The sequence below is a fragment of the Streptomyces sp. NPDC006335 genome, assembly GCF_040612795.1.
GTDB lineage: Bacteria > Actinomycetota > Actinomycetes > Streptomycetales > Streptomycetaceae > Streptomyces.
Window position 1 is genome coordinate 550,978 of sequence record NZ_JBEXQX010000001.1, and the last position, 13,097, is coordinate 564,074.

The 13,097-nt window shown below is 70.7% G+C and carries 8 protein-coding genes; 4 read left to right on the forward strand and 4 right to left on the reverse strand.

Annotation, left to right across the window (positions count from 1 at the left end; all coding sequences use genetic code 11):
* The first annotated feature begins 68 nt into the window (after positions 1–68).
* Positions 69–1,652: a DUF1996 domain-containing protein gene (locus tag ABZ098_RS02570; protein ID WP_356586454.1), complete on the forward strand. Its 1,584-nt coding sequence runs from the start codon at positions 69–71 to the stop codon at positions 1,650–1,652.
* 59 nt (positions 1,653–1,711) lie between these two features.
* Here ABZ098_RS02570 and ABZ098_RS02575 read toward each other — a convergent pair whose 3' ends face one another.
* Positions 1,712–2,146, reverse strand: a complete 435-nt coding sequence (locus tag ABZ098_RS02575; protein ID WP_356586456.1) for a hypothetical protein — start codon at positions 2,144–2,146, stop codon at positions 1,712–1,714.
* 112 nt (positions 2,147–2,258) lie between these two features.
* Between ABZ098_RS02575 and ABZ098_RS02580 the strand changes: the two genes are divergently transcribed.
* From ABZ098_RS02580 to ABZ098_RS02590, 3 genes are all read left to right on the forward strand, one after another.
* Positions 2,259–2,786, forward strand: coding sequence for a tetratricopeptide repeat protein (locus tag ABZ098_RS02580; RefSeq protein ID WP_356587597.1), 528 nt, complete (start codon positions 2,259–2,261; stop codon positions 2,784–2,786).
* A 49-nt stretch (positions 2,787–2,835) separates the two neighbouring features.
* The gene (locus ABZ098_RS02585) at positions 2,836–4,758 is read left to right on the forward strand and encodes a hypothetical protein (RefSeq protein ID WP_356586458.1); all 1,923 of its coding nucleotides are present in this window, start codon (positions 2,836–2,838) and stop codon (positions 4,756–4,758) included.
* A gap of 95 nt (positions 4,759–4,853) precedes the next feature.
* Positions 4,854–5,543 carry a TetR/AcrR family transcriptional regulator gene (locus ABZ098_RS02590; RefSeq protein WP_356586460.1) on the forward strand — a complete coding sequence of 230 codons (690 nt, stop codon included), beginning with the start codon at positions 4,854–4,856 and terminating at the stop codon, positions 5,541–5,543.
* Here the strand turns inward: ABZ098_RS02590 and ABZ098_RS02595 are convergent.
* From ABZ098_RS02595 to pulA, 3 genes are all read right to left on the reverse strand, one after another.
* A complete protein-coding gene (locus ABZ098_RS02595; RefSeq protein ID WP_356586462.1) occupies positions 5,540–5,893 on the reverse strand; it encodes an isomerase in 354 nt (117 codons plus the stop codon). The genes ABZ098_RS02590 and ABZ098_RS02595 overlap by 4 nt on opposite strands.
* Before the next feature lie 28 nt (positions 5,894–5,921).
* On the reverse strand, positions 5,922–7,541 hold the full coding sequence (locus tag ABZ098_RS02600; protein WP_356586464.1) for a SpoIIE family protein phosphatase: 1,620 nt from the start codon (positions 7,539–7,541) through the stop codon (positions 5,922–5,924).
* 74 nt (positions 7,542–7,615) lie between these two features.
* On the reverse strand, positions 7,616–13,018 hold the full coding sequence (gene pulA / locus ABZ098_RS02605; RefSeq protein WP_356586466.1) for a pullulanase-type alpha-1,6-glucosidase: 5,403 nt from the start codon (positions 13,016–13,018) through the stop codon (positions 7,616–7,618).
* Positions 13,019–13,097: the final 79 nt, after the last annotated feature.

Sequence of the window (13,097 nt, forward strand, 5' to 3'; positions counted from 1 at the left end):
TGGGATGGCGCCGCTTCACTCCTGTCGGGCGCCTCGATAGCCCCGAAAAAGGAAGTCAGAGGAGTTCCATGGGACGCAATACACGTAAACGCCGCTCGTCGATGGCCAACAAGGCCATAGCCGCGTCGGCGGCCCTAGCGCTCGGTGGGGGCGGGCTGATCTGGGCGAACTTCTACGCCTCGGCGCACGAGTCCAACAACAACGGCTGGTCGCAGAACCAGACCAAGGCAGCCGCCGCGCAGGTGGCGACCATCTCGTGCCCCGACGTCGGTCAGAAGCTGACGAACGTGCCTCAGAACGCGCGTCAGGGGGTGGCCACGGAGCTGGCCAACCTGGACAAGCAGATCACCGAGGCCTACGCCAGGCTCGCCTCGACGCGACAGGCCCAGGCGGGTGACCCGGGCTTCGTCCAGAACGCCATCGTCGGTCCCCTGAAGGAGAAGCGGGCGGCCACGATCGACCGGATCCGCATCGACATCCAGCGGGTCGGGGGTCAGTTCAACACCTCGCTCAGCCAGTTGGCCGCCTGCACGACGCAGAACGCGCAGACGAACGCCGGCGGGGCCGGTGGCCAGCAGCAGGGCGGCCAGCAGCAGAACGGTGGCCAGCAGCAGGGTGGTGGCCAGCAGCAGAACGGTGGTCAGCAGCAGGGCGGCGGCCAGCAGAACGGCGGCCAGCAGAACGGCGGCCAGCAGCAGGGCAACGGCGGCCAGGGCGGCAACGGCCCGGTCGCGGCCGACTTCGTGGACATCACCAAGGTCCAGGGCAACGCCCAGCTCGGTGTGGGCCAGAACGGCCTCCCGGCCAACGGCAACTCGGGCTCGCGCGGCACCTTCACCACCAAGTGCGGCACCAACGGGAACGACAACCACAACACGGACAACGTGATCGTCGCCCCGGGTGTCGCCAACGGCGCCCACCACCTGCACGACTACGTCGGCAACCAGAACAACGACGCGTTCGCGAGCGACCAGGAGCTGGCGGGAGCCTCGACCACCTGCCAGAACCAGGGCGACAAGTCCTCGTACTTCTGGCCGGTGCTGCGTCTGCAGAACGGTCAGCAGGACTTCGACCAGAACAACGACGGCGGCGGCAAGGAGGGCAACGTCGGCAAGATCCTCCAGCCGGCCCAGGCCCAGCTGAAGTTCGTCGGCAACAAGAAGGGCAACGTCGTCGCGATGCCGACGGCCCTGCGCATCATCACCGGTGACGCGAAGGCCTTCGTCAACGGCAACGCCAACGCGAACGTGAACTGGAGCTGCACCGGCTTCGAGAACAAGGTGCAGCTCAAGGACAAGTACCCGATCTGCCCGCAGGGCAGCCAGGTGGTGCGCACGACCAACTTCCAGAGCTGCTGGGACGGTCAGAACATCGACAGCGCCAACCACCGCACGCACGTGGCCTTCGTCCAGGCGGACGGCAGCTGCGCCAACGGGTTCAAGGCGATCCCCCAGCTCCAGGTCCGGCTCGTCTACAACGTCCCGGCCCCGAAGCTGCAGAACGGCACGGTCGTCAACCCCTACGCGGTGGACACCTTCCCGGAGAACCTGCACAAGCCGATCACCGACCACAACGACTTCATCAACTTCTTCTCCAAGAACACGATGAACAAGATGGTCAACTGCATCAACACCGGCAAGAACTGCCAGTGACGCACTGAGAAAGCCGGCGGTGAGGATTCCTCACCGCCGGCTTTCGTGTGTCCGCGTCCTCAGTGGGCCGAGTGCGTGGCGCCCATCTTCGAGTGGTCCGTGCCCTCCTCGATGTCCCCGCCGAGCGTCTCGCGCAGCCCGGTCACCGTCTTGGTGGTGTCACCGACGGCGACCCATTTGCGGCCGACCAGGAAGTGACCGCCGTAGTCCTTGGCCCCGTTGATCCACTCGCGCTGACCGCGGTCGGTGGCGAAGGTGGCGAGGATGAACTTGCCGTCGGCGTCCTTGGCCTTCTTGCACACGGCCTGGCGCAGTTCGTCGGCGTCGATCTGGATGTCGGGCGTGCACTTCACCTCGGCGGCCAGGTGCTCCAGGCTGCCGGTGGCCGCCGGCGGCACCGCGGCGGCCTTCGCGTCACCGCCGGATCCGCAGCCCGCCAGCGCCAGCACCGCGGCCGCGCCGGTCAGCGCGAGCATCGGTCGGGTCAACCTCATCTGTTCCTCCGGTCACGGGGGTCACGTCGGACGGGCCCCGGCGGGGGTCCGTCTCCCCCCATACGGCTGTGGAGCGCGGGACGCTCAATTCCTGGTGCCGTCACGGGTACGGCTGTGCGAAAGTGTGCCGGTGAACGACGACTGGGAAAAGCGGGTCGAGGCCGCCTGGGCCACCTTCGACGAGTATCCGGAAGAGCGGGCGGAGGAGTTCCGGGCCGTGATCGACGCGCTGGTGGCCGAGCTGCCGCAGGGCAGTCCGCTCGGTCTCTTCGAGCGGGCCTGCGCCTGGGACTCGACGGGCCACTCCGACAAGGCGGCCCCACTGTACCGGGAGGCGCTCGCGAAGGGGCTCAGCCGGGAAAGCCCGTACAAGGGCCGGCGCGCCAAGATCCAGCTGTCCAGTTCGCTGCGGAACATCGGACAGGCGGAGGAGGGCGTCAAGCTGCTCACACCCGAACTGGACGCCCGCTCCGACGAGTTGGACGACGCGGTACGCGCCACGCTCGCGCTGTGCCTGTCCAGCCTCGGCCGGGACCGCGAGGGCCTCTCACTGGTCCTGGGCGCACTCGCCCCCCATCTCCCGCGCTACCAGCGGTCGATGGCCAACTACGCGCGCGCACTGGTCGACCCGGAGCGCTGACTCACCCGGGCGGCGGTGACCAACTGCCGATTCGCTCGTTCTGCTGAACGTGCAGTCACAGGATGTCGCCCCGCGCCCCGCACCCGGTTCCGGCTCCGCCGAGCCCGTCGTCGATGTCGAGCAGGCCGAGGCCGCGCTCGTCGAGCACTACCCCCGGCTGGTCCGGCTGGCCTATCTGGTACTGCCGCCGGGCCTGGGCCGGGGCCGGCGGGTCCTGACCGCGCACGCCCTCACCCAGCGTGCCCTGCCGCGGGGCCGGACGGCGACGCCCGTGATCCCGGCCCAGTCGGCCGGCCGCGAGGGCGACCCCGGCTACGCCTTCGTCCGCCTCCAGGTGGTGCGCACGGCGCTGGAGGCCGGTCTGCCGCTCAGGCGCAGGGCGTGGCCCAAGCGCGCCCAGCTCCCGCCGCTGCTCCCCCAGGTGTGGGGCCTCAGGCTCTTCCCGCGCTCCGGCGGCGCCGACGAACTCGCCCTGGACCAGCGCCTGTCGGCCATGTCCGGCGCGGCCCGCGCCGCCTACGTCCTGCGCGGCCTGGAGAAGCTGCCCGACGGTGACGTACGTGAGCTGCTGACGGCGGCGGGCGTGGCCGACGTGGACGCGGCGCTCGACGAGGCCGCCGGTGCCGAGGACCGGTACGCCCTCCTCGACTCCCCCGAGTTCGACCCCTGCTCGCTCCAGGCCCGCCCCACCGACCTGATGCGGCGCAGGCAGCACATGAAGGCCGCGCTCGCCGCCGCCGCGGCCGTCGCCGTGTGCGGGGCGCTGCTCGGCATGCCCGGCGACGGCTGGGGCCCCGACGGCGCCGCCGCGCCCCCCTACGCGCAGAACCCCGCCGCCCAGGCCGCCCTGAACCCGGCCCTGCTGCTCAAGGTCCCGGCCGCCGCGTGGGAGTCCTCGGCGCGCACCGACTTCTCCGTGTGGCCCGCGCGCGGCGACCTCACCGGCGACAGCGCCCTGCTGCGCCGCGCCCTCGCCGTCTGGGCCCGCCCCGGCGAGAGCGTCCAGGTCTCCGCGACCCCCGGCACCCCCTCGGGCGGCCCCTCCGGCCCCCCGCAGCTCCTGTACGCCGGGACCGTCGACAACGCGCGCGTGGTGCTCCTCTACGACGGTCTGCGCATCGCCCGCTACGCCGAGCCGCGGGACGGCACCACGGGCGCCGCCCTCGACTTCGCCCGGGTCGACGGCGCGGACCGGGCCGGGGCGAGCGCGGTCGTGCTGGGCCGGGCCGACGGCAACATCCGCTATCTGACGGCCCCTTGGGTGACGAAGGCGGCCGAGCGGGACCTGCTGAAGCCGGGCTCCGGCGCCATGGACCTCCCGCTGACCGGCGGGGCCACCGCGCCGATGGCGGGCCCCGCGCAGAGCGGCGCCTGCACCTCCTGGAACGTGCTCCAGGTGACGGACGCCTCCGGCACCCGGCTGCTGACCGACCTCGGCGAACTGGTCCCGGCCCGCCTCACCACCGGCCGCCCGGGGTCCGTGAAGGACGCGTCCGGAGCGGGGGCGCTGCGCGCCTGGGCGCCGTACGCCTGCTCGCTCGGGGCGATGCGCTCCTCGGGCGTGCGCGAGGTGAACGCCTGGACCTACGCCTCGCAGCAGCTGCCCGACGCGAGCGGCTCGGCGGACTGGGTGTGCACCCGCGCCGAGACCTGGCAGGGCGGCGGGGAGCGGGTGCTGGCCCAGTTCCACACGCCGGGCTCGACGTACGGGGCGGTCGCGGCGAAGGCCGAGAACGTGCCGGCGTGCGGGGCGAAGGATCCGCAGGTGCTGGCCGGGGTGCTGTGGAAGTCGGGGGCCGGCTCCTGGTACCTGCTGGCCGCGGGGAACCGCGGGACGTCGTCGATCAGCGCGACGGGCGGGGTGACCGGTTCCGCCCAGGGCCACCTGCTGGCCGTACGGACGCGGCAGGGGGCCCAGGCCGAGCTGAAGGGGACCCTGGAGGACGGGCGGACGGTCAGCGGGCTCCGGTAGCGCCGCGTCCTGAGTGGCCGACCGGTGCCGGAGATGTGAACACCGCTGGTCGAACCGGCCCGTTCCAGGCCGGATTCGATCGGTAAGGTGTTCGTATGACAACCGGGGTCCGTCGAAGAATGGGAGTCGAGGAACGGCGTCAGCAGTTGATCGGCGTCGCCCTCGAACTGTTCGCCCGCCGCTCGCCCGACGAGGTGTCCATCGACGAGATAGCGTCGGCGGCCGGTATCTCACGACCGCTGGTCTACCACTACTTCCCCGGCAAACTCAGCCTGTACGAGGCCGCGTTGAAGCGGGCGGCCCAGGATCTGGCGAGCCGGTTCGAGGAGCCGCACGAGGGGTCGCTGGGCGGCCGACTGCTGCGGGTGATGCGGCGGTTCTTCGACTTCGTGGACGAACACGGCCCGGGTTTCTCGGCGTTGATGCGCGGCGGCCCGGCGGTCGGCTCGTCGGCGACGAACGCGCTCATCGACTCCGTACGGCAGGTCGCCTACGAGCAGATCCTGTCGCATCTGCGGGTGACGGACCCGCCCGCGCGACTGGAACTGCTCATCCGCTCCTGGATCTCGCTCGTCGAGTCGACGGCCCTGATCTGGCTGGACGGCCGCCGTATCCCGCGTGCCGAACTGGAGATCCAGCTCGTGCACGACTTCGCCGCGCTGGCCGCCGTGAGCGCGGCCTACGACGAGGAGATGACCGCGCTGCTGCGCCACATGCTCAAGGACGAGCCCCACGACGGCCCGTTCACCGACCTGGCGGCCCGGCTGATCACGCTGGCCTCCTAGAGCACGGCCTTGGTGTAGGAGACGTCCAGGTCGCGCACCTCGGCGGAGAGGTGCACGCTGAGGCCGTCCACGGGCCCGACGTGCTTGCGCAGCAGCTCCACGACGGCCTCGGTCAGCTTCGCCTTGGTCTCCTCGGACCGTCCGGCGAGCAGCGCGACCGAGACGTTCACGATCGCGTGGTGCTCCTTCTCGCCGCCGACCGCCTCGTCCTCGGTGCGCAGCACCCGGGTCTTGCACGCCTCGAGCTTCGCGGCCGCCGTCTCGACGACGATCGGGTGCAGCGCCAGGGCGAACTCCTCCCAGTCGACGTGGTCGAGACGCGGGGAGCGTTCGATGGTGATCTGCGGCATGGGCACTCCTGTGCTAGGGCGACACACGTCACCCTAGCCGCAGCGCCAGCATCGCGATGTCGTCCTCCCGGTCGTGGCCGAAGGTGTCCAGGAGGGTGTCGCACAGCGCGTCCAGTCCTGGCAGGGCGCCCGATGAGGCCGCGCGCAGCTGTTCCAGGGAGGCCGTCAGGTCGGTGCCCCGGGTCTCGATGAGACCGTCGGTGACCATGAGGAGCCGGTCGGTGGGTTCGAGGATCAGCTCGGTGGCCGGCGGGTGGGGCAGGCCGACCCCGAGCAGCGGGCCGGCCGCCTCGGCGTAGTCGGCGGTGCCGTTGTCGCGGACGATCAGGGGCGGGATGTGACCGGCGTTGGCGATCCGGGTGCGTCCGGTGCCGGGGTCGATCAGGGCCAGGCAGACGGTGGCCGTGGTGTCGGGGTGGTAGCGCCGCAGGGTCCGGTCCAGGCGCTCGGCCAGCACGGCCGGGTCGCTCTCGTCGACGGCGTAGGCGCGCAGCGCGTGCCGGAGCTCGACCATGACGGTCGCCGCGTCCAGCGAGTGCCCGACGACATCGCCGACCGCGGTCAGCACGCCCTCGTCCACGCGCAGCGCGGCGTAGAAGTCGCCGCCGATCTCGGTCTGCCGGGAGGCGGGGACGTAGCGGACCACGACGTCGATGCCCGGCAGGTCGGGCAGCCGGTGCGGCTGGGGCAGGAAGCTGTGCTGGAGGGTGAGGGCGACGTGCCGCTCGACCTTGTACATGAGCAGCGGCTCGGCGGCCAGCGCGGTGGCCTGCGCGAGCTGGGCCAGCAGGGCCTCGCCCTCCAGACCCACCCTGCGCATCCCGCGCGCGGGCGCGGCCAGGCACACCGGGGCGCGGCCGTCCTGGGTGACGACGAACGCGAGTCGGGCGTCGTGCTCGACACCGGGCCGGAAGAACCCGGCGGGCCACAGCGGCGCCGGCACGGTGGTGAGCTGCACCCCGTCCTGCCCCCGGGTGAGCCGGCGCAGCAGCCCCGCGACGGCCCGGTCGGCGTCCTCGTCGGGCAGCGCCACGCGGATGCGGTCGCGGGACAGACCGCGGTAGAGCTGGTCGTCCTGGTCGAGGACGAAGACCGCGGCGGGGGTGCCGGTGAGCCGTGAGACGCCTTCGGCGGCCGCGTCGGACAGTTCCTGGAGGGTGCGCGCCGACTGGATGGTGACGATGGTCTCGGAGAGCAGGGTGAGCCGTCGTACGAGCGCCCGGTCACCGGCCCGCAGTTGCGCGTTGCGTACGGCGGCCCGGACCACCGCCTCGATCTCCAGGGGCTCGGCGGGCACCTTCAGATAGGCCTCGACACCCGCGTCCAGGCCCTGGCAGAAGTCGGCCGGGGGCGAGGTCGCGGCCGAGAAGTGCACCACGGGCATCCCGGCCGTGTGCGGGCGCTCCTTGAACAGCCGGCACAGGTCGAAGCCGCTCATGTCGGGCAGCCCGACGTCGACGAGCGCCACGTCCGGCAGGGTGCCCTTGAGCAGCCGGGTGTCGAGTTCAGCGAGGGCCTCGCCGCCGGTGGCGACCGGAACGACCCGGTGCCCGGCACGGCTCAGCACGGTGCCCACGGCGTACCGGCTGGCCTCCACGTCGTCCACGACCATCACGGTCGTGCCGGTCAGCTTGCCTTGTGCGTCCATCCGTCACCCCTCCGGGCAACACCGGTGGAGCAGACCGGGGTTCGGGGTCTGCTCCACCAAGGTAATGCGTTGAGCTATGGATGGCGCACGAAAACGGCCACGGTCCGTGCCGGGACGGCGAACGTACCGGAATCCTTCTCGTAGGACGCCCGCTTGACGGTAGAGTCCGCCCCCGCCGCCTGCACGGGGTGCAGCCGGTAGGTGCTTCCGGCGAGGGTGCCGATCCGCTGGTCCTGTGCTGTCGGTGTCGCGTTGAAGACGACGACCAGGTCACCGAGTTCCATCGTGATCACGCCGGGTGTCTCGTCCTTCCCGGACAGCGGGAAGGACAGCCGGGACTGCACCTGGTCCGCCGTGCCGAGCGAGAACGCCTTCTCCGTCGTACGGATCCTCAGCAGGTCCTGGTACGCGGCCGACGCCCCCTGGATCTGCGCGCAGCCGACCTTCACCGAGCCCAGCAGGGGCTTCGCGTACGGCCACTTGGACGCGTTGTCGGCCGCCATGGGCAGTCCGCGGCCGAAGCCGTTGCCGTCCTGGCAGTTCCAGTGGATCGCGTTGAACCAGTCGCCGCTGTCGAAGGAGTTGCGATCCAGGGACTTGGAGCGCAGCAGGTCGGTGCCCGCCTGGGAGAGCGCCGGTCCCTGCGAGAGCGCTGCCGTGGCCATGGCGAGGACCTGCATCCGGGCCCGGTCGGAGGCGCTGGTGTCCGCGGGCAGCTTGTACGTCAGCGCGTCGAACAGCGACTCGTTGTCGTGCGCGTCGGCGTAGGCGAGGGCGTCGCCGGGCGCGTCCGCGTATCCGGCGGGCTGCCCGTTGTAGTCGACCTGGGCGCCGGTGACCTCCTTGCCGGCGGTGTCGGTGAAGCGGTACCGCGCGAGGTTGCCGGACAGACCCACCTTGATGAGGTCCTGGTAGTGCAGGAGGCGGGCCTTCTGCTCCTCGGGAGTGCCGTTGTTCTTGCTGGAGTTGGGGTCGGTGTACAGCCCGGACGCGAAGCCCTGGACGCCGGGGTCCTCGTCGAAGGGGCCGCCGCCGCGTACGGCGTCACGGGCGCGGTCGGAGAAGGTCGCGATCCCGGTGCCGGCCATGTTCTTCTGCGTGGCCTGCACGAAGCGGGCGTCGTCGGCGACCTCGCCGAAGTTCCAGCCCTCGCCGTAGAGGATGATCTTCTTGCCGTCGACGCCGTCCTTCTTGAGGGTCAGTGCGTCGAGGGCCTTGCGGACGGCCAGGATGTTGGCCTTGGGGTGGTGGCCCATGAGGTCGAAGCGGAAACCGTCGACCTTGTACTCCCTGGCCCAGGTGACGATCGAGTCGACGACCAGCTTGCCCATCATGGCGTTCTCGGTGGCCGTGTTGGCGCAGCACGTGCTGTTGGCGACCGAGCCGTCGGCGAGGAGCCGCTGGTAGTAGCCGGGGACGATCCGGTCGAGCACGCTCGTGGACGCCTGTCCGCTCGCCGCGGTGTGGTTGTAGACGACGTCCATGACGACCCTCAGACCGTCGTCGTTGAGGGACCTGACCATCTTCCGGAACTCGACGGTGCGGCCGGTGCCGTCCGGGTCGGTCGCGTACGAGCCCTCCGGGACCGTGTAGTGGTACGGGTCGTAGCCCCAGTTGTAGGCGTCCTTCGCGGCGGTCTTCGCGACGCACTCCTGCTGCCGGTCGGAGTCGGCCGGGTAGGAGGCGAGCTCGCAGTCGGGGGTCGCTTGGTCCTCCCGGCGTTCGGGGATGGTGGCGATGTCGAAGGCGGGAAGGAGGTGCACGTAACTCGTCCCCGACTTCGCGAGCTCGCGCAAGTGCTTCGAGCCGTCGCTGTCCTTGTCGGTGAAGGCCCGGTAGGTGCCACGGTCCTCGGCGGGCACAGTCTTGTCCGCCACCGAGAAGTCCCGGATGTGCAGCTCCTGGATCTCGGCGTCCTTGAGGGGCACGGCCTTCGGCTTGGTGTACGTCGTCCAGCCGCCCGGCGCGAGGGACCTGTCGTCCAGGTCGACGACCAGGCTGCGCTCGGAATCGGTGGTGAGGGCGAGCGAGTAGGGGTCGGTGACCTTGTTGGTCACCACTTTCCCGACGCTGGGCGCCCAGACCTTCACGACGTACCGGTAGGGCTTGCCCTTCCAGGACCCGGGGCCGGTGACGGACCAGACGCCGGTGGTGGAGTCGCGTTTCATGGCGACCGTGGAGCCGCCGAGTTCCAGCTTCACCGACTGCGCGGTCGGAGCCCAGACCGCGAGCGTCGGGCGCCCCTTGTCGAACGTGGGGCCGAGGTCGGCCTTCGTCGCCTTCGGGTACAGGTCGTCGAGCACGCCCGCGATCTGGACGCCCGTCGCCGACAGCACGGCGCCGTTCGCGGCCCGTTGGGAGGCGACGAGCTGGCCGCTGAGGGCTTGGCGGACGCGGTCGCGGTCACGTGGGTCCACGGACCAGGCCGTGTAGTCCTTCAGATGCGGGAACCTCGCCTTCTGGGCGTCGGTGAGGGCGGTCTTGGTGAGCCGCAGCCATCGCTCGTCGTCGCTGGTCAGCGCGCCCCCCTGGACGGCGATCGAGCCGTCGTGGGAGTACAGCAACTGGGTGGAGGCGGCGGCCTCCGAGCCGTTCCAGGCGACCGTGTCCCGGTCGATCCAGACCGCCTTGGAGGTGGTCAGGTCGAGCGCGGCGGCCGACCCGGCGGGCTGCGGGAGCAGGTACTTCTCCTGGCCGTTCAGCAGCCACACCTCGTGGCCGTTCGCCGTGAGGTCCAGGGACTGGTCGGTGGGCAGGTCCTTCTCGTCGCCCCTGTGGATGATGTAACTGAGGCTCGTGGCACCGTCGTTGAGGGGCACCTCGAACACCGCGCCGAAGGCGTCGGTCCGCACCGGCTCCAGCGGCTTCGACCAGTCGGTGGGCTGCGCGGCCCCCGTCCAGACGTGCAGACCCCAGCCGTCGTAGTTCCCGTCGGCGCGGTGGTAGTGGACGACCGCCTTGGTCCTGTCCTGCGCCGGGTAGTCGGGCCGGTCGGTCCGTACGGCGTCCTTGCCCTGCTCGATCCACACCTCGCCGGTCTTGGTGACGTCGATCGTGCGGTCGGTGGAGACGTCCTTGTCGCCGTCCTTGTCGATGACGAGGAAGCCGACGTTCGAGGCACCGGGCTTCAGCTTGACGTAGGCGAAGGCGCCGTAGGCGTCCCGGCCGACGAAGGGGTGGCTGTCGGGCCAGGTGGTGGACTCGCCGTCGGCGAGGTCTCCCCAGGCGTACAGGCCCCAGTCGGCGTAGTCGCCGTCGGTGCGCTTGTAGTGGACGACCGCGTAGTCGCGGGACGAGGCGGTGGGCGTCTCCTCGGCGGGCGGGGTGCCGGTCTCCGAGGAGGCGGTGGCACTGGCCGTGCGGCCGGCCGAGTCGATCACCACCGCCTTGTAGCGCAGGGCGGTTCCGGCCGGTACGTCCTTGGCGATGGTCTGCGTGACCTTGTAGGGGGCGTGGTCGGCGGAGCCCAGCGTGCGCCACTTGCCGTTGCCGACCTGGGCCGCGAAGACGACCCGGTTGAGCTGTCCGCCGTCCACGTCTGCGGTGACCTCGACGGTGCCGGTGGCGCCGGCGGCCGGGGCCTTGAGGGTGAGGGCGGGCTTGGTGGCGGGAGCGGCGAGCCTGCCCGCCGCCTTGAGGACGATCGCGGAGCCGGCGGGGACGGTGACGGTGATCTTCTTGTCGGCGCCGGAGGCCGCCTTCGCGGACGTCCCGTAGATGCCGGAGAACGTCATGTCCGGCGATCCGGTCGCGAACGTCGCCGACTTGGCCTCGCCCGCGTTGTTGAAGGCGACGACGTACTCCTGGCCGCTCCTGGCGTCGGTGCGGGAGAAGGCGTAGACCCCGGCCCCATCGGCCGCGTACCGCTCCTGCTGGACGCCGTCGGTCAGCGCGGGGTTGGCCCTGCGGAGCTCGGCCAGTTCGGCGATCCGCCGGTACAGCGGGGCGCTCGTGTCGTACGCGTCGCTCGCGTGGGTGCGGTCGGTGCCGATCTCGTCGTCGTCGAGGTAGTCGGCCGTCCGGGACGCGAACATCGTCTGGCGGGCGTCCTTGTCGCCGCCCGCGCCCGTGAAGCCCTGCTCGTCGCCGTAGTAGACGACGGGGTTGCCTCGGCTGAGGAACATCAGCTCGTTGGCGAGCTCGTCCTTGGCGAGGAGTTCGGCGTCGGTGGCCTTCGGGTTGTCCTGGTTCAGGAAGTACCCGACGCGGCCCATGTCGTGGTTGCCGAGGAAGGTGACCTGCTCGTAGGCGTTGGCCTTGTCGGTCGTGTACTTGTAGTCGTCACCGAAGACGGAGGCGAGCTTCTGTGCACTGCCACCCTGGGAGGCGTACTGCCGGGCGGCCTCCTGGAAGGGGAAGTCCAGCGTGGCGTCGAGGCGGCCCTGGGTGACGTACGGCGCGGTGACGGCCGTGTCCGCGGAGTACACCTCACCGAACATGAAGAAGTTCTTCCGGCCGTGCTGGGCGGCGTAGGCGTCGAGGGCCGTGGCCCACTGGGTCCAGAACTCCATGTTCACGTGCTTCACGGTGTCGATCCGGAAGCCGTCGATGTCGAAGTCGCGGACCCAGCGCTGGTAGATCCTCTCCATGCCGGAGACGACCTCGGGGCGCTCGGTCCACAGGTCGTCGAGGCCGGAGAAGTCGCCGTAGGTCGTGGACTCGCCGGCGTAGGTCGAGTCGCCGCGGTTGTGGTACATCGTCGGGTCGTTGAGCCAGGAGGGGACCTTGCTCCGCGAAGTGACGGTGGGGGTGCGCGGGAAGGAGTCGGCGTCGACCGCCGGGAACTTCCGGTCACCGGACGCGTAGTCCGCGTCGTCGAAGGGCTCGCCGTCCTTCGTCAGGTACGGGAAGGCGCCCTTGGAAAGGTAGTCGTAGGATTTCTCCTCGTAGTCGACGACGTCGGCGGTGTGGTTGGTGATGACGTCGAAGAAGACCTTCATGCCCTTGGCGTGGGCCTTGGAGATCAGGGTCTCCAGGTCCTTGTTGGTGCCGAAGTGCGGGTCGACCTGGGTGAAGTCCGTGATCCAGTAGCCGTGGTAGCCGGCCGAGGCGTCGGCCCCCGTGCCCTGGACGGGCCGGTTCTTGAAGATCGGGGCCATCCAGATGGAGGTGGTGCCGAGGCCCTTGATGTAGTCGAGCCGCTTGGTCAGGCCCTTGAGGTCGCCGCCCTGGTAGAAGCCCTTGTCGGTGGGGTCGTAGCCGGTGGTGAGGCGGGTGCCGGTGAGACCGCCCCTGTCGTTCTTCGGGTCGCCGTTGGCGAAGCGGTCCGGCAGGACGAAGTAGAACTGCTCACGGGTGTCGTCGTGCCGGGCCGGTTCCGCGGCGAGTTTCGCGTCGGAGGGCGGTGGCGGCGGGGTGTCCGCCCGGGCGGACAGCGGCTGGACGAGCGCCGCGGCCAGCGCGGTGACGGTGACCGCGGCGATCCGTCCGGCGTGTGTGGTGCGGCGCCTCGACGGCACCGGCCATCTCGGTATCACTGACGTGGACTCCTTGCGATGACGGCTCTGTGGGTCCGACCCCGCGTGACCGTATCGCCGCCGTAAGGCTTACAGCAAG

What these genes read in the sequence shown, in the direction of transcription:
- ABZ098_RS02575 (WP_356586456.1), bottom strand. Translation starts at nt 2,146, where the DNA reads ATGAGGTTGACCCGACCGATGCTCGCGCTGACCGGCGCGGCCGCGGTG.
- ABZ098_RS02600 (WP_356586464.1), bottom strand. Translation starts at nt 7,541, where the DNA reads ATGGACGCACAAGGCAAGCTGACCGGCACGACCGTGATGGTCGTGGAC.
- ABZ098_RS02570 (WP_356586454.1), top strand. Translation starts at nt 69, where the DNA reads ATGGGACGCAATACACGTAAACGCCGCTCGTCGATGGCCAACAAGGCC.
- ABZ098_RS02595 (WP_356586462.1), bottom strand. Translation starts at nt 5,893, where the DNA reads ATGCCGCAGATCACCATCGAACGCTCCCCGCGTCTCGACCACGTCGAC.
- ABZ098_RS02590 (WP_356586460.1), top strand. Translation starts at nt 4,854, where the DNA reads ATGACAACCGGGGTCCGTCGAAGAATGGGAGTCGAGGAACGGCGTCAG.